Here is a 19,283-nt window from a genome sequence, read left to right on the forward strand (position 1 = left end):
CAAGAATTTCTGAAGTTGCCAAGCGCTGACGTGAGCTGCCCTCGAGCGTGAGGTACGAAGCGTGACTGCTTACCGAATCGTTGACGGAGCGGGCTCTACAATCCGGCCGATGACCCACAAAGGATTGGTCCCATGAGTGTCCTGTCACCCATTCGGTGCATTGCCCTGGCATTGGCCGCGGCCCTCAATACGGCGTGCGCCCAGGGACCATCGTCTGACAAGGCTGAAAAGGAAGCTGCCATGACCGAAAATTCCGCTGAGAGCCGTACCGTGGACGGGTATACCTACACGACACATCCCGTAGAAGCGCGCATTGGCCCGCACCGATTCGCTTTTCCTGCGAACTACTACGATGACCAGATCGGCCCCGCGGTTGGGGGCGGCGTAGGACTGACCTTCCTGTGGCCATCAATGGAAGCCGCGCAGCCGGGATCGCGGACTGATCGCTCTATGGAGGACCAGTATCGCAGCGTCGTCGTATCGATCGATCATGTCGATAAGACTCCCATCGGAGAGTTGCTTGAGCGGTTGACGACCACGGACCCCACGACCGCTGAGGGCTCCCTTTCGACACGGGATCCGCTGCGTCGATTGGATCAACGAGTGGCAGGTGAGCCGACCATGGGCCTTACGCCCTACCTGATTGATGAAGCAAAGATCCCGGCCTTCGCCGCGGCTTTCGAGCAGGAGACGGGGCTGCCTTACAAAGGCGATTCGCTGAACTCTGACGACTGGTACATCTCACAAGCGGCAGGCGGCCCCATTGAAACGTTCATCAAATGCGACAGCAGAAAGCGCATGGCCGATGGACTCACTATTGAGGGTAATCGGTTGGTCTCCCAGCAGACCGGCAGAGTCGCCGCATGCACTCATTATTTCGTGGATGTGCCGGACAGCCTTGCCATCCGGATGAACTATAGCAGGGCCGTGCTGGCGGATTGGAAGCGGATGGAGAGCGACCTGCGCGCCGCGTTGGCACGCTACAAGGTGAGTTGACGCGGCTTGGTTGCCAACAGCCTTTACGATAGGAACCGTGATCGCTTACCGAGTCCTTGACGCTGCGGCCCCTACAATCCGAGCGATGACCCACAAAGGATTGGTCCCATGAGTGTCTTGTCACCCAGTCGACGCTTTGCCTTGGCACTGGCCGTGGGGCTCAACACAACGGCATGCGCCAAGGGACCATCGTCTGAGAAGGCTGAAAAGGAAGCTGCCATGACTGAGAATCCGGCCGAGAGCCGCACCGTTGATGGGTACACCTATACGACCAAGCCCGTTGAGGCCAAGATCGGACCACATCGGTTCGCGTTCCCCGCCAACTACTACGATGACCAGATCGGCCCTGCTATCGGCGGAGGGGTCGGGTTGACGTTGATGTGGCCGGAGCTTGATGCCGCGCCTCCAGGGACACGCTCTACGCGCTCAATGTCCGATCATCACCGTGCGATCAGCATGTCCATTGATCACGTAGGTGCAGTGCCCATCGACGATTTGCTGCAACGGAGAACCAGTACGGAATCCAAGACCGAAGATGGTTCAATCGAGCGGCAAGACCCTCGTAATCGATTGGACATGCGCAGGCCTGCGCCTGAGCAGTTCGGGCTTACCCCGTACGTCATCGATGAGGACCGGATGACGGCCTATTCCAAGGCTTACTTGGCACAGCGAGGCAATCCACCTGTCCGTAACGTCAGGACCGAGGATGACTGGTACGTCGCCCGCTCCAGCGGCGACACACTGTCAACTTTCATCAAGTGTGATCAGCCCCAGAACGGTCGCCAAGGTCTGGAGATCAAAGGCGCAGCGCTGGTATCCGATGGTGCAGAGATGGTTGCCAGTTGTTCCCACTATCTTGTGGACCAAACTGACAGCCTATCGGTGACCCTTTTCTATCCCAGCGTCCTGCTGAAGGACTGGAGATCCATCGAAGATGCGGCGCGGGACGTACTTTCCCGTCACAAGGTTCGTTAACACAGCTATGAGCTGGTGCGCTGTTATGCGTTCAAGCCGCAATCGAACTTCAAAGATGAACGATGAGCAGACTGGCCCCAATGGACATTGATGAAGGAGTGGCCATCGAAATGGACGCGCTTATGTACGTTGGACGTTCTTGGGCTAATGGCCTGCCTACCCTGCTCTTCGCGCGGCTCACGTCGATGCCCCACCGCACAGCGGCACGATCAGCTCACGCCCTCATGGCCGTAGGATTGTCGGCCCTGCTCGCGGTACTGCCCGCATGTGCTCCAGCGTCCGACGTGACTGCCATCAGCGCACCGTCTCAGCCAGAGGCGGGCGCGCCATCAAACGGCCCGGCAGCTGTGCGCACGCTCAGTGCAAGCGAACTGCAGCAACGTCTTGTCGCCTACGCGGCCTCCTTGCATGAGCCCTCTGATGCCTCGGAAGAAAAGTTTTGCCGAGCCATGGAGATCACTCTGACACCGGTCGAAGAAGGAAGGGCTGGCGGGGAAGCAAAGGATCAGCCCATGGCGGATGGCTACGCGTTCTATGCCAGCTACGGGAGCCCTACGCGAAGCATGAAGGCGCCCTACCATGGCGTTTCCATTTACAGGCCCGGCAAGAAGGCGCTCACGGAGGACCCGCAAGCTCCCTGCTTCTGGGCTGCATCGACTGCAGGAGAGGCCTTGGCAGCGAGCGGATATGAGCGAGGCGGCGAGCGTGCTTACCAGAGAGGCCGCCTGCAGCAGTACCGCCGCACCTCTTCCGATGGCAGCACAGTGTTTTACGCCGACCTGCTGACCTACTCCACGGGCGCCCCGTCGCCGAAAGTCTGCGTTTACGAGGTGCGATTTTCAGGAGATGTACCATGAAGGACATGGATGCGCGTGTAGAGGCGCTGCTTTCTCAACTGCCCCAAGACCCTCGACTTCCCAAGGGCGCTGAGCACGTTATTCGGCAGGCCATAGCGGAATCTCCGTATCTGCATGCACTTCTGGGCAACGCTGCCTCTGAAAAGCAGATTGGTGCGATCGGAGTCTCCTATGGCGAACATAACGGCGGGCACTTCGAAGCCGGTCAGAACGGCCAGCCAGGCACTGTGTACGTCAGCGCCACCAACTTCACCGAGTGGAGCGGGAACGCGCGCCTTGGCCTGATTACGGAAGTGCTGGGCCACGAAGGCATGCATGGTGTGCTGACCTCTTTCCGGCAGGATGCGCTGGCTGACTTCAACCTTGCCTACGGCAAGGCAATGACGCAGGCCTACCGGGACTATGACGAGCGTGTTGACTTGACCGAGCCGGTACGCAAGTACCTCGATGGCGGACGCAGAGAAGAGGCTTTGGCTGAGATCAGCGGCCTGCGAGCTCTCAACAGTCGCAACAGGAACCTATCGCCTGATGCATCAGAGGCCGAACTCGAACGGCTGCTTGCCCAGGATTCCACCTCGCGATGCATCGACCGATCTGGTCACGCCCCTCAACTGGCAGCGGGAATTGGTTACGAAGATCTGACGACGGGACCCTACCAAGATGGCCCAAGACTGACGCCCGCAGTAGAAAGATGCTTCTACGATGGCTCGGGGACGCTGGGCCGCAACGGCGATTCGGATTACCGGAACTACTACGGTACCTCACCAATTTCCTCTATCGCACAAGGCTACGAAGGGCTCTGGCGCGGCAGGCCCCCTGCGGAGATCCGGGTGGACCTGCACGAGCTGGGCTTGGACCCTCGCCAGCTTGAACGCAATGGATTGGACCTCGGCAACGCCAGGGTGTTTCCCATCATCGATCTCGGCAAGGAAGGGTACGGTCGAATCGAGCTGAACAACACTGCCGATCTCACGCAGAAGCCGCGGGACAAGTCAGACCGTGCCGTGGGCGACGCGCCCCCCACGGCATCAGGACTGGGCCCAAGCGATCAAACATTACTTAACGAGATCCGCAGCAAGGTCGAAATACTCGACAAGGCCAATGGCCGCACCTTCGACGAAACCAGCGAGCGCATGTCGGCCAGCCTGCTGGCCAGCGCCAAGGATGCGGGCATCACCCGCGCAGACCATGTGTTGCTGAGCAAGCAAACTGCAGTTTCACCTGCAGCACAGAACATCTTCGTGGTTCAGGGTGACATGTCCGACCCTGCCGCACTACGTACGCACATGCCAACGGCGGATGCCGCCCAGCGGCCGGTGCAGGAGAGTCTGAGCCAGGTGGAGGCAATCGGGCAGCGCCAAGCGCACGAGCAGGCGGCAGAAACGCAGCGTACGCAGGAGCAACAGCAGCGTGCTTCCTTGCCGTCGATGTAGACAACCATCAACTAGCTCGACTGCCCTGACAGTGAAGCCGCCTCGATGGCCCGGCGTTTCTCTTCTTCGAACAGAAGACACCCGGCATACGTCTCATTGAGCCGGAGGACTTCCTTCTGCAGATCCGGAATACCAGTGAGGATGGCGAGGTGCTGCCCCGCCAGCATCGACATATTGTTGCTAAGGCGGACGACGTTGATCGCCAGGGGCGTTGGGAAACCATCGCGGCTCCGGCACAATGCGTGCGCCCCTGCGTGCACGAATGAGTTCAATGATGACCAGCCATACGCTTTCAGTTCGATGAGGTGCGGCAGCAGGTTGTCCAGAAAAGGGACCTGTGCGAATGCCTCCAACATCTTCGACAGCATCGGCAGTCCCTTCTCGCTCATTCCGGCCTCCGGCGGCCGGGAGAGCAACTCAACCTGCTCATCGATTGCACAGTGCAGAATCCATACCGACCTCGTGAACGCCTCGTACTGGCAGCGGAACAACGCTACCGCCGAAGACGCCATGCCCGCCGCCATCAGCGTACGAAGGGCTTCTGCGTGTTCGAGGCTCAGCAACGCTGCATTCACTGAGGCCAGCAGCCTCGTGGAATGATTCGCGGCAGGATGATCCACGGTGGAGAGGAGCGCCTGGCTGAGCAGCGCGGATCGGTTGAGCAGGTCTTCCATGACGATGACTCCTGATATCTGCGCGTGGAGCATATCCAGCGAAGGGCGCTATCCGACAGGGTGCATGCGGGACTGGTCCCACGCGTTGAGGCAGCTCCGCCCCATCCTCCCCTCTCCCACTGGAGGATGACCATGACCAAGATCAACGTCGCATGGATGGAGGCCTTCGACAAAGAGCTTCTCCACCTGTTCGCCAACGACCATAGCGATGCCGGCATGGATGAGCATCAGTTGGCCTGCTACGCAGATCTGCCACCGCGCGAGGCGGCGCTTGCCTTCGGCAGCGACTACGACCTGGAGCGCGACAATGCGCTCTGGCCGCGCCCGGGCGCGCCTGTGTGAACCGCGCAGCAGCCCGGTACGCCGGCATTCAAGGCAATCGATACCAAGGGATGGCCGCTATGCTGGTAGCGCATCGGAATGGAAACCATGCATGCCCCTTTGAACACCGCCCTGGCACTGAACCGCGTTCTGATTCTGCCGGACGCTAGACGTGCCATGGCCCTGGCGGCGGGCGTCGCCATTGAAAAGCATGATTCCAGAACACGTTTCTTTGATTTGAGCGTGCGAGGGGATCCTGCCCTATTCCTGGACAACTCTAGGCCAACTCTGCTGGTCGTCACGACATCTGCGGTTGCAACGATGCAACAGAGCTACAACGCTGGAAAGACGGAAGGGGCTCACCAGAGAGACGCAGTAGTAATTTAAGCCTACCTGGGAATAGCTGCCCTCGACCCGCGCGGCTGCACCCTGTCTCGGCAGCCACTCGCGTCATCTGATGACACAACAAACCTGGTTCTGGCTAGAATCCTAGGTACTTAGCTTCTGGGACAGGGATCTAGGATGGAACTCCCATTCGAGGTGGGCGCGCTCTACAACCGTCAAAAGCAGATCCATGGGGTGTTTGGCGGGCAACAGCAAGGTGGAATTTCGACACCTAAGGAGCATCCGCTAGTCATCGCGTTCACTGGCGAGGCCGGTGCATCTCATGGCTATCATGATTTCTGGGACGACGACGAAGTCTTTCATTACTTCGGAGAGGGTCAAGTCGGAGACATGAAGTATGTGGCGGGCAATCGAGCGATTGGCGAGCACGTCAAGGAAAGGAAGGCGCTCGTGCTGTTTCAGATGATGGGGAAGGGGCGGCCCTGCCGGTTCCTTGGCAGGTTCATCTGCCAGTCCTCTTACGTTCAACCTGACACGCCAGATCGAGAAGGGCAGCCAAGATCTGCCATCGTGTTCCGCTTGAGATCGCTGGAAACTTCACTGGGCCTCGCGGCAAGTGAGACGAAACAAGCTGAAATCGATACTGCATTCGATGTAGTCGGCGCGACCACCGCAAGGCGTGAAACCGAATTGCGGACGAAGCAGCGCCTTTTCCGCGAGCGCCTGATTGGCTATGAGAAAGGCTGCCGACTGACCGGCATCGAGGACCTAAGGTTCCTTCGCGCGAGCCATATCAAACCGTGGGCAGATAGTACTCATAGCGAGCGCGTTGACGGGGAGAACGGTCTCTTGCTGGCTCCGCATGCGGACCTGCTGTTTGATCGCGGCTGGATTAGCTTTTCGTCGAGCGGTCGCCTACTCGTTTCGAAGGTTCTACCCTCCGATGTAGATGGTCGGCTCGGTCTGAACTTGGATACATCTATTGGACGTGGCACCTTCTCCGAAAGACAACTTGACTTTCTAAGGTTTCACCGCACCTTTGTATTCGAGCGGCTCCCGCGATAAAGCCATCTGGCGTGTTAGCCACGAAGCCTCGTCGGCGTTCACCGATGTGACGCCCCCGGGCCTGAGAATTGGCGGGCTTAGAAGCAGGTGCCCCAGCTATCTTTCTTCATCGCAACGCTGGATAGATTGACTGTACAATCGACGTCCCCCGAGATTGAGTAGCCAAGCGGTTGGGACTCCACTCCTCAATGACAAGGAGATTGGGCGTGGAGAAGCATCGGCACCGGACTCTAAACCCGCCCACTGCTCAAGCCGGTGGACGTCGGATGACGGACACAAGAATTGCGCTCGCCTGTCAAAATGCCGGTTTGACTAAAAACCTCTTAGTTTTCGCTACCCTTAGTGCTATCGCAACTTCTCTGCTAGATCTCAAGAAGCCCCTGCCGCGAGAGTGAACCAAGACCATAGATCCGTGACATACCTGCACGGAAGTCAGCGACACCACCGTAACTAGGGTGCCGCACTTGATCGATCTCAATACCCAGACGTGCGGCGTACGCTCCCGCATCCTGCCCAATCGCGACAATCTTTTGAACCCTTAGAACCCGGATCAGTTCTGCGTTCAAATCCTGCGCAACGCTGAATTCATGTGGACTGAACTTTCTGTTGGTCAGTTGATCACCCTGTTCAAATGGATGAAACGGAAATACGTTCCAAAGCATGGGCGGTGTGTCGATGCAACGAAGCACCGACCAAACCTCTGTAGCCGTTCGCTCGGCGACAATAGGGCCGCAGGTTGAGCGCGCAGGCGTGCCGATCCCATACACCTCACCTAGCTCTCCAAGGTGGGCCTCGTCGGTGAGGGCGACGCCGGTGCGTCGCCCTCCGCGATACCCCAGGTCCCTGCCCATCCACATGACGCGAGAATCGATCATTCGGACCGACTCCAAGTAGCGTTGCAGGAGCGCCCTCCTGATCAGCGGGCTTGCAGCCGATTGATCATATGAGGGGCACACGTCCGCGTATGGGTTGAACACGTTTGGTAGCTTTACTCTTGCGAGGCTTTCGACGAATTTCTTTATACTCGATGCGCTCATTTATTTCCTTGAGACCTTTATACGTTATTTCTCTCGCATCCAAGTCGGCGACGACATAGCCGCCCCGAGCTTTCTTAAGCTGCCTGAACACCTCAAATCCTTTCAGGATTGCGCGAGCCCACTCCCAAGGTTGGCATTTATCCACCTCGTAACCTTTGACCAATGCTCGAATTTGCTTGAGCAGGGCATAGGGGAACTTATCCTGCGTTACGTTCAAGAATAGATGTTCACGTGCCACATTGAACATCCATGTCGAGATTCCCTCCTCGGTTATTATTGCACGAGCCCCATCTTCGTTTTCATCCAAAACATCACTGGATTTTCGCTTCTTCTTCAGCAATGCGCGAAGGACGGGAGACCATCCCAGATAGGCAGCGTATGCCAGATGAAATACGTCGTGAAACCTATAGTCATCGGGCTCATGGCTGTTGTCTGTAAGTCGGTCACCAACATTTATTCCATTGACCGAGATGTAAACGTAGGCAACATCCTTCACCCTCTTCTCTTCGAATCTGACCCAGAGCTTCCTCGGCAGCTGCTCACCAGGTTTGCAAGAGGAGTCGAACAACGGAGTTACGGCACCAGCGCCTTTCGGCCATCTTGCGTTGGTCTTGGCAATGTTCTCGGCAGCAATCTCCTCGAGATCTAGACTGAGAGCATGTGCCAGTAGCGCAAGATCTGCCAAGACTTCAGCCAATTGACCTGCCTGAGAGCGCGGAGAAGACACCAACAGACCGACTCGAGCGGCAAGTCGTTGAAAGGCCTCAACCTCCTTTATAGCTCCTGGTGAAGCATGTGCATTAACAAAACCGACAATCTGCCTGAAACTTGCTTGGGCCGTACTACGCCGGGGAGCGCTCACATTTAGGATCTTGGCGATCTCTTTCAGCGCTGACGCAACCAGTGCCTTCGCGTCGACGTTTTGGTGGAGCGCGATGGCTAGCAGGTACCAAAGGGCATCGCCGACTTCCTCAGCTGCAACTCTCGCTTCTGCGTCGGTCAGCGCATCACGACGCGCTTTCTTGATTCCCGCATACAGCTCACCCACCTCGCCAAAGAGCCCAAGCTTAAGCGTGAAGAGCTGTTCTGCTGATCCAGCGAACTGATTAGACGTGGTGACGGACTCAAGGTAGTCCTCTATTTTGAGCGGACTACTCAGACGGACGCTACTCATATCTCCCCCTTCCAGTTAGCCGGCTGGCCATGGATACCTGGGGAATAGCTCCGCGTAAGCCAATGAAGAAACTCGTCTCTTAATGCTTCCGGAATGTTCACGATGTGACCGCGCCCTGGCCGACAAAGATCATGCCTCCCAAGTTTTCGGGCACGCATGGGCACCTGCACTGCTTGATCGCCAAAGTAATAGAACTCTTCCGCGACCAGCACACGGTCCGCGCTGACATCCCTCCTTAGATTTTCACCGTTTGGCCTCCCACCAACAAAGCTGTGATGGGAGTCGGCCTGTAGCCAGACACCGGCCTCCTTGTGATAGATGTTGTCGCCATAAGCACGCTTGAGGCTTCCGTTGATAGCTGGCCGCTTCACAATGAATCTCGAATCGCGCCAGTACTGGTCAAACGTTAGACCTTCCCCCACTTTCATCGCATAGATGAGATTTCCCGCTCGACCGGTTGACATTGCCCCAACCCCGATGACCCAGTCTCCACTCTGAGCCTTTGCGCGAATCTTTGGCTTGCACGCGGCTAGGGTACAGGTTCCTGAGAACGGATTCGGGGCGAACCCATAGTCGCGCACAACAACGTAACTGTAGAGGCGGCTCATTGGCACTTGATCCTCTTGATGTCACGCGGCTCCATGGAAGAGCTATCCGGACATTCCCATGAGTCCTCACCATTAATTGCAGCAACGATCCTTTCTGAGTTCCAGCCAACTACTGAGTCGGCATACTTGGTCAATGCGTCTGGGAGATCACAACCTTCATTTCCATGAACCCAAATCCCGACGATGCGCTTTCCGAGCGAGTTTGCGTGCTCGATTTCCCAATTGACCCATTCACTACTCAGCGTCTGAGGCGTTATAAGCACTACCACGATGCCGGCCCAGGAAATCTGAGGAGCGATGACGTCATACTTTATGTAGCGCTCGTCTTCCGCATTGTTTGGTGTCGCGGAAGTGATTGAAGAGTCTCGGCACTCAAGCCCAGATCGCTTGAGAAGATCATAGAGCCTTTCAATGTGAGACTCATCTTCTTGAATATGGCTAACGAAAACGTTCCTTGATTTCATATCCATCCCCTGAGTAATTAGACGTCCTTTCTTGCCTCCCACTGAGTGTGCTCTCTAGAGAATGCATTCTCAGCGTCACCGACGAACAGCGAGAACTCGTGCTCGCCACTTACCTTCACTAACTGCTCCTCAACCATGCCAATTTCATGCGCTGTGAGCGCATAAGAAGCGGCGAGCTCGGAAAATCTCTTAGATTGGGTATAGGCCAGAACCCCCGAGGCTAGCGTCACAAGCAGCTCGGTTGGCCAGTAGTGAAATAATGGATACTTAATCTTCAAGAGTGCCGATACAACCGCCAGACCATTTGCAAGCACAACTACCATAAAGAAGCGCTTGCTCCGCCGAGCATTTTCTCTGGCCTTTTCAGCATACCAAGCTCTCTGATCGGAAATTCGGTGTATTCGATAAGTTTCCATCCGAACTTCAAGCTGATCGCCACGACGCTTCCGCATTTGATCGGTAATCTGCCGCCCATCCAGATTCATCAAGAATCGGCCAGCCAGTTCTCTGTTCTGGTTGAGGGTTGCCCTTAGTCTGGCTTGAAGTATTTTTTCAGCAGCATCGTCGGCGTCATCGAAAGGCTCAGCGCGCGAAACGAATCGCCACGTCAGTGTCTTGATGGACTCTGCAAGTGCACGGGCGGCGTACCAGATACGGTCCGCTCGGGTGCTATAGAGGGCTACCGAAATGACTAGCGCCATCAGTAGCGCGATGGCCTGGAGCAGCGCAACAGCCCAATGGTCCATCGAGCCGATAGACAGAGCGGCGCCGAGCAACAGCAGCGCGAGATTGGCCTTCAACAGATTGAAGAACCGACCCTGCTCGCAGGCCGCGAGGTCATCTGCAGACCTGTATAGAGCGGGAAACTCTTCAGTGCGCATCCTAGCCCCCTCGTCAATGTAAAGAGGGGCGGCGATTGCCGCCCCTCTTGCCGATCAAACCCCAACAGGGTTCGACTTCTCCACATCAATCTTGTACTGCTTGATCGCCCGGGCCACATCCTTACCCGTCATCTTCCCTTCCTTAGCCAGCGCCGCAATCGCCGCATGCGCGATGTAATACCGGTCAACCTCGAAGAAACGACGCAGGTTCGCACGCGTATCCGAACGACCAAACCCATCCGTACCCAGCACGGTGTAGTGCCCCGGGATGAACGCACGGATCTGGTCCGCATACGCCCGCACGTAGTCGGTCGCCGCAACCACCGGACCCTGGCGGCCTTCCAGCAGCTCGGTCACGTACGCCTTGCGCTGTTCGCCTTCCGGGTGCATGCGGTTGTAACGCTCTGCATCGAAACCATCGCGACGCAGTTCGTTGAAGCTCGGGCAGCTCCAGATATCGGCGGTAACGCCGAAGTCCTTGTCCAGCAGCTCGGCCGCAGCAATCGCTTCGCGCAGGATCGTGCCCGAACCCAGCAGCTGCACGCGCAGCTCGTTCTTCTTCGGCTTGCCGGCGTCGGTCAGCAGGTACATGCCCTTGACGATGCCTTCGGCCGCACCTTCCGGCATTTCCGGGTGGGTGTAGTTTTCGTTCATCAGGGTGATGTAGTAGTACTCATCAATCTGATCTTCCATCATCGCCTTGGTGCCGTGCTGCAGGATCACCGTCACTTCGTAACCGAAGGTCGGGTCATAGCTGCGCACGTTCGGGATGCCACCGGCAGCCAGATGGCTGTGGCCATCTTCGTGCTGCAGGCCTTCACCGTTCAGCGTGGTGCGGCCGGCGGTGCCGCCCAGCAGGAAGCCACGCGTCCGCATGTCCGCTGCCTGCCACGCGATGTCGCCCACGCGCTGGAAGCCGAACATCGAGTAATAGATGTAGAACGGCAGCATCGGCACGTTGCTGACCGAATAGCTGGTACCGGCGGCCATCCACGAGGCGATCGCACCCGGCTCGCTGATGCCTTGCTGCAGCACCTGGCCGCTCTGGTCTTCGCGGTAGAACATCAGCTGGTCCGCATCCACCGGCTTGTACTTCTGGCCGAACGGGGCGTAGATGCCGATCTGGCGGAACAGGCCTTCCATACCGAACGTACGGGCCTCATCGGCCACGATCGGCACGATGTGCGGACCCAGTTCCTTGTCACGCAGGGTGATGTTCAAGCTCTGCACGAAGGCCATCGTGGTGGAGTACGAACGCTCGCCACTGCTCTTCAGCAGGCGCTCGTAGGTTTCCAGCTTCGGTGCGTTGAAGCTCTTGCTGGCCTTGCGGCGACGCTGCGGCAGGTAGCCGCCCAGCGCGGAACGGCGTTCCTGCAGGTACTTCACTTCCGGCGAATCCGGGCCGGGGTGATAGAACGGCACCTGGCCGTCCTTCAGCTGCTCGTCGGTCACCGGAATGTTGAAACGGTCGCGGAAGTGGCGCACCGCTTCGTCGTCCAGCTTCTTGGTCTGGTGGGTCGGGTTCAGTGCCTCGCCGGCGCTGCCCATGCCGTAGCCCTTGACCGTCTTGGCCAGGATCACGGTCGGCATGCCCTTGGTGTTCACGGCCTGGTGGTAGGCGGCAAACACCTTGTGCGGGTCGTGGCCACCACGGTTCAAGCGCCAGATGTCATCGTCGGACAGACCGGACACCATCGCAGCGGTTTCCGGGTACTTGCCGAAGAAATGCTCGCGGGTATACGCGCCACCGAAGGCCTTGCAGTTCTGGTATTCGCCGTCGACGGTTTCCATCATCAGCTTCTTCAGGACGCCATCGGTGTCCTTGGCCAGCAGGGCATCCCAGTAACCGCCCCACAGCAGCTTGATGACATTCCAGCCACCGCCACGGAAGACACCTTCCAGTTCCTGGATGATCTTGCCGTTGCCGCGCACCGGGCCGTCCAGGCGCTGCAGGTTGCAGTTCACCACGAAGATCAGGTTGTCCAGGCCTTCGCGGCCGGCCAGCGCGATCGCGCCCAGGGTTTCCGGCTCGTCGCTCTCGCCATCGCCGATGAAGCACCACACCTTGCGGTCGGACTTTTCGATCAGGCCACGGTTTTCCAGGTAACGCAGGAACTGCGCCTGATAGATCGCGGCGAGCGGGCCCAGGCCCATCGACACGGTCGGGGTCTGCCAGTAATCGGGCATCAGCCACGGATGCGGATAGCTCGAAAGGCCACCGCCGTCCACTTCCATGCGGAACTTGTCCAGCTGCGCTTCGTCGATGCGGCCTTCCAGATAAGAACGCGCATAGATACCCGGGGCGCTGTGGCCCTGGATGAACAGCAGGTCGCCCGGATGGTTGTCGCTCGGGGCGCGCCAGAAGTGGTTGAAGCCGACGTCATACAGCGTCGCGCCGGAGGCGAAGCTGGCGATGTGGCCGCCCAGGTCGCCCGGCTTGCGGTTGGCACGCACCACGGTGGCCATCGCATTCCAGCGGATGATCGAACGGATGCGCCATTCCAGATCGGCGTCGCCCGGGCTCTTGGCCTCCAGGTTCGGCGCGATGGTGTTCACGTATTCGGTGGTGGGAGAGAACGGCAGGTACGCACCCGAACGACGGGTCAGCTCCACCATGCCTTCCAACAGTTGATGCGCGCGCTCGGGGCCCTCGACATCAATCACGGCCTTCAACGACTCGATCCACTCCTGGCTTTCCACCGGGTTCGGGTCGTTGTTCAGCAGCTCGTTCAACCAGTTCATTAGCGCTCCCATTACCGCACGCACGCGCGCGACTGTTATTGATTTCTAGACCGCAAAGTGTAGCGCACCGGGGGCTTCCGTCACTTGGCTACGCGTGCGTATGGTCGTAAATGGCTTGTTTGTCTGCGGACTGTCCGAAGCTGTCCCGGCCAATGTTTCCAAGACCTTACGTGCGCAGCGGAACCCGTTCCTTGCCCCGCCGGCCCCCGCCATGCCATTGATCCGGGACGGAAAACCAAGGATGAGGTCATGCGCAGCCGTCCCCCGCCTGCACCCCCTGCGCCCCCGCGCGGACGCAGTCTGCGTACCCAGCTGATGCTGTGGTCGTGCCTGGTCCAGGCAGCATTGTTGCTGCTGCTGGTGACACTGTTCTATCTGGGGGGCCGTGCGCTGGTGCATCAGCAGGCCATTGCGCAGCTGAACCACCTGGCCGAGCAGACCGCGCGCAGCCTGGGCAACTCGCTGCGCTCGGCGCAGATCACCGGCGACATGCTGCTGGCCCCGCTGGCCGGCAACGCCTTTGATACCAACCAGATGCACGGGCTGCTGCATGCGGCGGTGGTGGCCGACCCCAACGTGGACGGCGCCACGGTGATCATCGAACCCGACCGCGTGCCGGGCATGCCCGATGGCTACGCCTGCCATGACGTGTTGCTGGATGGGGCCGTGCAGCAGCGCTGCGGCGCCGACCTGGACCTCAACGGCCGGCAGCGCAGGTGGTACCGCAAAGCCCTGCATGCCACGGGCCCGTGGTGGTCCGAACCGTATGCCAATCCCAGCGAAGAGGGTCGGTTGTTCATTACCTACAGCGTGCCGCTGCGGCTGCCTGGCGAACTGCTGCCGGCCGGGCTGGTCAGCGTGGACGTACCGCTGGCGCGCCTGCGCCATGACCTGGGCCAACTGCCGCACACCTCGCGCCTGCGCGCCACGTTGCTGGCGCCGGACCACCGCGTGGTGCTGAGCTCTGCGCCGGAGATAGAACCCGGCATGTCGCTACGGCGCTACCTGCAGCACCGGCCGGACCTGGCGCCGCTGTTCGATCCCAAGCAGCCCCCGCTGCCCGACGATGAAGGCTTCGACCACCAGGGCCGCGATGGCACCCGTTTCCTCAGCCGCATCGCCCCGCTGGAGCAGGCCGGCTGGCAGGTGGTGCTGTCGGCCGACCGCGATCTGCTGCTGTGCGATCTGCGCCGGGTAACCTGGTGGGCGGTGGGCCTGGGGGTGCTGGGCGTGCTGGTCTGGCTGCTGCTGGTGCGACGCCATGCGCAGCGGCTGCTGCTGCCGATGGAAACGCTGACCGCCGCCGCGCGTCGTTTCAGTGTGGGCCACTTCAACCAACCGCTGCCCTACCCGCGCCAGCACGACGAAGTGGGCGAGATGAGCCGGGCGTTCGAGCGGGCGCGACAATCCATCCTGCAGCAGATGCACACCATCGAGCACATGGCCAGCGCCCGCGAGCGCAGTGAAAGCGAGCTGCGCATCGCCCGTGGCATCCAGCAGGGCATGCTGGCGCCACCGCCGCAGCTGCAGGCCGATGGCTTCGTGCTGCGCAGCTCCACGGTGCTGGTGCCGGCGCGCGAAGTCGGCGGGGATTTCCACCACATCGCCCCATTGGACAGCACCACGCTGTGCTTCGTGATCGGCGATGTATCCGGCAGCGGCGTACCGGCGGCGTTGTTCATGGCGCGGGTGCTGACGTTGTTGGAGGCCGCCATGCAATTGCACCGCCAGCCGGGGCACATCCTTGCCGAGGCCGCACGCCACGTGGCCCAGCGCAACGAGGCATGCATGTTCGCCACCGTGCTGTGCGGGGTGGTGGACGTGGCCACCGGCCAGTTCGAGCTGGCCAGCGCGGGGCACGAATCGCCCTTGCTGCGGCGCGCTGATGGGCAGGCGACGGTGGTGCCGATGCGCAGCGGGCCGGCGCTGGGTATCAATGCGCGATCGGTGTTTCCCTGCGCGCGCGGGCTGCTGGGCCCTGGCGAATACCTGCTGGCGTATACCGATGGCATCAGCGAAGCGCAGTGCCCGAAGCACCGCTGGTTCGGCATGGAGCGCGTGCTGGCGGTGGTGGCCGATGTCGCCGACGATCGCCGCGTCTGTGATGCGGTGGTGGCGGCGCTGCAGGCGTTCTGCGTAGGGGCCGGCAATCTGGATGACCTGGCCCTGCTCAGCGTGGGCCGGCAGCTGTCGTGGCCGCCGCTGCATCTGCGCGCGCCCGCTGATCGCGATGGGCTGTACTCGTTGCTTTCGCGGCTGGAGCGCGGGCTGCTGGCGATGGGCCTGCAGGAGGAACCGCGCCAGCGCGCGCGGCTGGTGGTGGATGAGTTGTTCGGCAATGTGCTGGTGCATCAGCGCGAGCTGTCGCAAGTGACTCTCGACGTCACTGCAACCCTGGATGACGATGGATTGGCACTGCAGCTGCGCGATACCGGCCTGCCCTTTGACCCTGCCGCCGTGCCCGCGCCGGACTTGGATGCACCCTTGCAGGATCGCGTAGTCGGCGGCTGGGGCCTGCATCTGGTTCGCTCTCTATGCACCCGTTTTTTCTACTGCCGCCGCGATGGCAGCAACCGTGTCCATCTGCTGCTGCCGTTGGCAGCGCCGCGTCAGGAGTAAGCCATGCCCCGTCTGAGCCTGCGAATCGAGCCCGGTGATGGCCCCTACCAGCGGATTTTCCTGTCCGGCTGGCTGGACGGCAGCACGCATCCGCAGCTGGATGAGGCGATGGCGCCCCTGCTGCACGACGGCACCCACATCCTGGAGTTCAACCTGGCGGGGCTGGAATACATCTCCAGTGCCGGCCTGCGTTCGATCTTCCGCGCCCGCAAGGCCCTGCACGCCCACGCCGGCCGCGTACTGGTGATGCAACCGCAGCCCGGCGTGCGCAAGGTATTCGAACTGGTGAAGGCCGTGCCGGTAGAAGACATCTTCGCCTCGCAGGCCGAACTGGACGGCTACCTGACCGCAATCCAGGACAAGGTCGCCCGCGGCGAGCTGTAGCCCCGCCGGCCCGGTAGTGCCGACTTCAGTCGGCACCGAACTCTCCCAGTCCCGGGAAACCCCGCTCTTCCGTGAATGACGGCCAGCGGCCGTCAATACCGTGTGCTTGCTTCCCACTCCTTATCGATATATCGTTTCGACACCCGATACCGATATATCGAAATGACTCCCCCGCGTCCCGCTCCCTCCCCCACCCGCCTGCTCAGCCGGGGCGACTTGCGCCTCTTGGCGCTGGCCCTGTTGGGTGAGCAGCCGCGCCACGGTTACGAGCTCATCCAGCACGTCAGCGAGCTCTTCGCCCGGGTCTACACCCCCAGCGCTGGCACCATGTATCCGCTGCTGGCCAGCTTCGAACAGGCCGGCTGGGTACTCGGCGAGGACGATGCCGGCCGCCGGCGCTTCCACATCACCGATGCCGGCCGCGCCGAACTGCTGGCGCGCCGCGATGAAGTGAAAGCGGCCCAGCACCGCGCTTGGCACCGCGCACGCGATATCGCCAAGGCCGACATGCCGCCCGCACTGCGCGATGCGCTGCGCCAGTTCAAAGGCGCGCTGGTCCGTCACCACGGCCGCTGGGTGGACGGCGAAGCCGAGCAGGTGGCCGATTACCTGTTGCGTGCCACCGCGCTGTTGAACGGCCAACCTGCTGCACCCCCTGATTCTTCGACCCCGCCCGCCTGAGCCAGCCCGGTCGACCTGCGCGTCTGCGCCCTACTCTCTGCAGGAATCCCCCATGTCCCACCACGAAAACAAGCGCCTGCGCCTGGATGTCCGCTTCCGCGAACTGACCGTGCTGCGCACCGAAGACATCACCCCCCACATGCGTCGCGTGATCCTGGGCGGTACCGATCTGGCCGGCTTCGATTCGCCCGGCGCCGACGACCACATCAAGCTGTTCTTCCCCAACAGCAGCGGTGAGATGGTGCTGCCGACCATGACCGCCGAGGGCCCGCGTTACCCGGAAGGCAAGGAGCATTCGCCGGCCCGCGACTACACGCCACGCGGCTGGGATCATGAGGCGGGCGAACTGGCCATCGACTTCGTGCTGCACGGCGACCACGGTGTCGCCGGTCCGTGGGCTGCCCGCGCACAGCCGGGCGACACGCTGGCCGTAGGCGGTCCGCGCGGGTCGTTCCAGGTGGCCGATGACTACGACGGCTATGTACTGATCGGCGACGAAACGGCGCTGCCGGCGATTGCACGCTGGTTGGAGGTGCTGCCTGAAACGGCCGAGGTACAGGTGCTGATCGAAGTGGCCGACGAAGAAGAGCGCCAGGACCTGCCGCAGGGTGACAACGTGCGCATCCAGTGGCTGGAGCGCAATGGCTTTCCGGCAGCCAGCAGTTCATTGCTGGAAGATGCGCTGGTGGACTTCGAGGCCCCGGAAGGCGACGTGTTCTATTGGATCGCCACCGAATCCCGCCGCGCCCGCATGATGCGCAAGTTCTTCGAAGGCCACCACGCCGTGCCACGCGATTGGATCCGCTCCACCGGCTATTGGAAAGCCCACCCGGATGACACCGACGGCGATTGAACCCTCCCGAGGGTAGAGCCGACGGTAGAGCCGAAGGTAGAGCCGACTTCAGTCGGCTGCCCCACCGCGGGCGATGACAGTGCCAGCCGAAGGTAGAGCCGACTTCAGTCGGCTTGCCCACCGCGGGCGATGACAGTGCCAGCCGAAGGTAGAGCCGACTTCAGTCGGCTGCCCACCGCGGGCGATGACAGTGCCAGCCGAAGGTAGAGCCGACTTCAGTCGGCTGCCCCACCGCGGGCGATGACGGTGCCAGCCGAAGGTAGAGCCGACTTCAGTCGGCCGCCCCATCGCGGACGATGACGGTGCCAGCCGAAGGTAGAGCCGACTTCAGTCGGCTGCCCATCGCGGACGATGACGGTGCCAGCCAAAGGTAGANAGCAAGAGCGAGAGCGAGAGCAAGAGCGAGAGCGAGAGCGAGAGCAGAGCAGAGGCGACAGCCAGAGCCAGAGCCGGGAGCCAGAGCCGGGAGCCGGAGCCGGAGCAGCAACAACAGCACCAGCGCAATCGCAAGCGCCAGCGCCACCAACAGCACCACGGCGTCCCGCACCTCGCACGCTGCTCCCCCGCCACGCCACCCCGATTGGCGCGATAATCGCGCCATGACCGACCTCTCTGTTCCTACCCTCGCCGCGGCGCTCGAGCGCCTGCAGGCCGACGATGCTGCCTTCGATTCTCTGCTGGCCCCCCACGGCGAGTCCACCAGCCTGCGCCCGCTGTTGATGTCCCTGCTGCAGACCAAGCACGCGGCGCTGAAAGCCGATACGGATATGAACCTGGTGGCGGACATCCTGCGCCGCGACCAGAAGTTCTCACCGCCCGGTCGCCCTTCGGTGCATCTGGTGAAGCTGCGCACGCAGCAGGCCAGCACCAAGCAGGCCGCACTGGTGGCCCGCCAGGCGTACGGCCGCGCCGCGCAGGATTTCGTGCGCGCGCTCGACCTGAAGATCACCCCACGCCTGACGCCGATCGCGGTGACCGACCGCTGGCTGCAGACGCGCCTGACCTGACCCCACGGACGACGCACCATCGCGACGGATGACGCGCCATCGCGGTAGCGCCGAGCCATGCTCGGCGAGCGCAGCGGCGCAGTTCGCGGTTCACGCGCGGCCAAGGTCTCCGCCGAGCATGGCTCGGCGCTACCAAGCAGCGCGCCAATTTTTCCCAAGTACGCATC

The 19,283-nt window shown here is 61.0% G+C and carries 18 protein-coding genes; 11 read left to right on the forward strand and 7 right to left on the reverse strand.

Annotation, left to right across the window (positions count from 1 at the left end; genetic code table 11):
• Window positions 1–132 precede the first annotated feature (132 nt).
• The 4 genes from IFT65_RS17520 to IFT65_RS17535 all read left to right on the forward strand — a co-directional run bounded on the left by IFT65_RS17520 (window position 133) and on the right by IFT65_RS17535 (window position 4,261).
• Window positions 133–996: a hypothetical protein gene (locus IFT65_RS17520; protein WP_192082702.1), complete on the forward strand. Its 864-nt coding sequence runs from the start codon at window positions 133–135 to the stop codon at window positions 994–996.
• Between the two features lie 108 nt (window positions 997–1,104).
• Window positions 1,105–1,971, forward strand: coding sequence for a hypothetical protein (locus IFT65_RS17525; protein ID WP_192082705.1), 867 nt, complete (start codon window positions 1,105–1,107; stop codon window positions 1,969–1,971).
• A gap of 62 nt (window positions 1,972–2,033) precedes the next feature.
• Window positions 2,034–2,828 (forward strand): hypothetical protein, encoded by a 795-nt coding sequence (locus IFT65_RS17530; RefSeq protein ID WP_192082706.1) that lies wholly within the window; start codon window positions 2,034–2,036, stop codon window positions 2,826–2,828.
• A complete protein-coding gene (locus tag IFT65_RS17535) occupies window positions 2,825–4,261 on the forward strand; it encodes an XVIPCD domain-containing protein (protein WP_192082707.1) in 1,437 nt (478 codons plus the stop codon). The genes IFT65_RS17530 and IFT65_RS17535 overlap by 4 nt, the downstream gene beginning before the upstream one ends.
• Window positions 4,262–4,272: 11 nt before the next feature.
• Here the strand turns inward: IFT65_RS17535 and IFT65_RS17540 are convergent, their stop codons facing one another.
• Window positions 4,273–4,935 carry a hypothetical protein gene (locus tag IFT65_RS17540; RefSeq protein WP_192082708.1) on the reverse strand — a complete coding sequence of 221 codons (663 nt, stop codon included), beginning with the start codon at window positions 4,933–4,935 and terminating at the stop codon, window positions 4,273–4,275.
• Between the two features lie 132 nt (window positions 4,936–5,067).
• Between IFT65_RS17540 and IFT65_RS17545 the strand changes: the two genes are divergently transcribed.
• Both IFT65_RS17545 and IFT65_RS18505 read left to right on the forward strand, forming a co-directional pair.
• Window positions 5,068–5,277, forward strand: coding sequence for a hypothetical protein (locus tag IFT65_RS17545; RefSeq protein ID WP_192082709.1), 210 nt, complete (start codon window positions 5,068–5,070; stop codon window positions 5,275–5,277).
• A 501-nt stretch (window positions 5,278–5,778) separates the two neighbouring features.
• Entirely contained in the window at window positions 5,779–6,666 is an 888-nt protein-coding gene (locus IFT65_RS18505) for an HNH endonuclease signature motif containing protein (RefSeq protein WP_197974185.1), read from the forward strand.
• A 362-nt stretch (window positions 6,667–7,028) separates the two neighbouring features.
• Here IFT65_RS18505 and IFT65_RS17555 read toward each other — a convergent pair whose 3' ends face one another.
• The 6 genes from IFT65_RS17555 to aceE all read right to left on the reverse strand — a co-directional run bounded on the left by IFT65_RS17555 (window position 7,029) and on the right by aceE (window position 13,572).
• Window positions 7,029–7,541, reverse strand: coding sequence for a uracil-DNA glycosylase (locus IFT65_RS17555; RefSeq protein ID WP_197974186.1), 513 nt, complete (start codon window positions 7,539–7,541; stop codon window positions 7,029–7,031).
• A gap of 64 nt (window positions 7,542–7,605) precedes the next feature.
• A complete protein-coding gene (locus IFT65_RS17560) occupies window positions 7,606–8,877 on the reverse strand; it encodes a MazG nucleotide pyrophosphohydrolase domain-containing protein (protein WP_192082711.1) in 1,272 nt (423 codons plus the stop codon).
• Window positions 8,874–9,485 carry a hypothetical protein gene (locus IFT65_RS17565; protein ID WP_192082712.1) on the reverse strand — a complete coding sequence of 204 codons (612 nt, stop codon included), beginning with the start codon at window positions 9,483–9,485 and terminating at the stop codon, window positions 8,874–8,876. Before IFT65_RS17565 ends, IFT65_RS17560 begins: the two co-directional genes overlap by 4 nt.
• The gene (locus IFT65_RS17570) at window positions 9,482–9,949 is read right to left on the reverse strand and encodes a TIR domain-containing protein (RefSeq protein WP_192082713.1); all 468 of its coding nucleotides are present in this window, start codon (window positions 9,947–9,949) and stop codon (window positions 9,482–9,484) included. Before IFT65_RS17570 ends, IFT65_RS17565 begins: the two co-directional genes overlap by 4 nt.
• A gap of 17 nt (window positions 9,950–9,966) precedes the next feature.
• Window positions 9,967–10,830 carry a DUF4231 domain-containing protein gene (locus IFT65_RS17575; RefSeq protein ID WP_192082714.1) on the reverse strand — a complete coding sequence of 288 codons (864 nt, stop codon included), beginning with the start codon at window positions 10,828–10,830 and terminating at the stop codon, window positions 9,967–9,969.
• A 54-nt stretch (window positions 10,831–10,884) separates the two neighbouring features.
• Window positions 10,885–13,572 (reverse strand): pyruvate dehydrogenase (acetyl-transferring), homodimeric type, encoded by a 2,688-nt coding sequence (gene aceE / locus IFT65_RS17580; RefSeq protein ID WP_188325890.1) that lies wholly within the window; start codon window positions 13,570–13,572, stop codon window positions 10,885–10,887.
• Window positions 13,573–13,821: 249 nt separating this feature from the next.
• Here aceE and IFT65_RS17585 point away from each other — a divergent pair, with 249 nt between their 5' ends.
• The 5 genes from IFT65_RS17585 to IFT65_RS17605 all read left to right on the forward strand — a co-directional run bounded on the left by IFT65_RS17585 (window position 13,822) and on the right by IFT65_RS17605 (window position 19,116).
• Window positions 13,822–16,191 carry a SpoIIE family protein phosphatase gene (locus IFT65_RS17585; protein WP_192082716.1) on the forward strand — a complete coding sequence of 790 codons (2,370 nt, stop codon included), beginning with the start codon at window positions 13,822–13,824 and terminating at the stop codon, window positions 16,189–16,191.
• A 3-nt stretch (window positions 16,192–16,194) separates the two neighbouring features.
• Window positions 16,195–16,575 (forward strand): STAS domain-containing protein, encoded by a 381-nt coding sequence (locus IFT65_RS17590; protein WP_192082717.1) that lies wholly within the window; start codon window positions 16,195–16,197, stop codon window positions 16,573–16,575.
• A gap of 162 nt (window positions 16,576–16,737) precedes the next feature.
• Window positions 16,738–17,256 carry a PadR family transcriptional regulator gene (locus IFT65_RS17595; RefSeq protein ID WP_192082719.1) on the forward strand — a complete coding sequence of 173 codons (519 nt, stop codon included), beginning with the start codon at window positions 16,738–16,740 and terminating at the stop codon, window positions 17,254–17,256.
• A 52-nt stretch (window positions 17,257–17,308) separates the two neighbouring features.
• Window positions 17,309–18,109 carry a siderophore-interacting protein gene (locus IFT65_RS17600; protein WP_192082720.1) on the forward strand — a complete coding sequence of 267 codons (801 nt, stop codon included), beginning with the start codon at window positions 17,309–17,311 and terminating at the stop codon, window positions 18,107–18,109.
• Window positions 18,110–18,708: 599 nt separating this feature from the next.
• On the forward strand, window positions 18,709–19,116 hold the full coding sequence (locus IFT65_RS17605; RefSeq protein ID WP_192082722.1) for a hypothetical protein: 408 nt from the start codon (window positions 18,709–18,711) through the stop codon (window positions 19,114–19,116).
• Window positions 19,117–19,283 lie beyond the last annotated feature (167 nt).

This window comes from Stenotrophomonas sp. CFBP 13725, from assembly GCF_014841935.1.
Taxonomy (GTDB): Bacteria; Pseudomonadota; Gammaproteobacteria; order Xanthomonadales; family Xanthomonadaceae; genus Stenotrophomonas.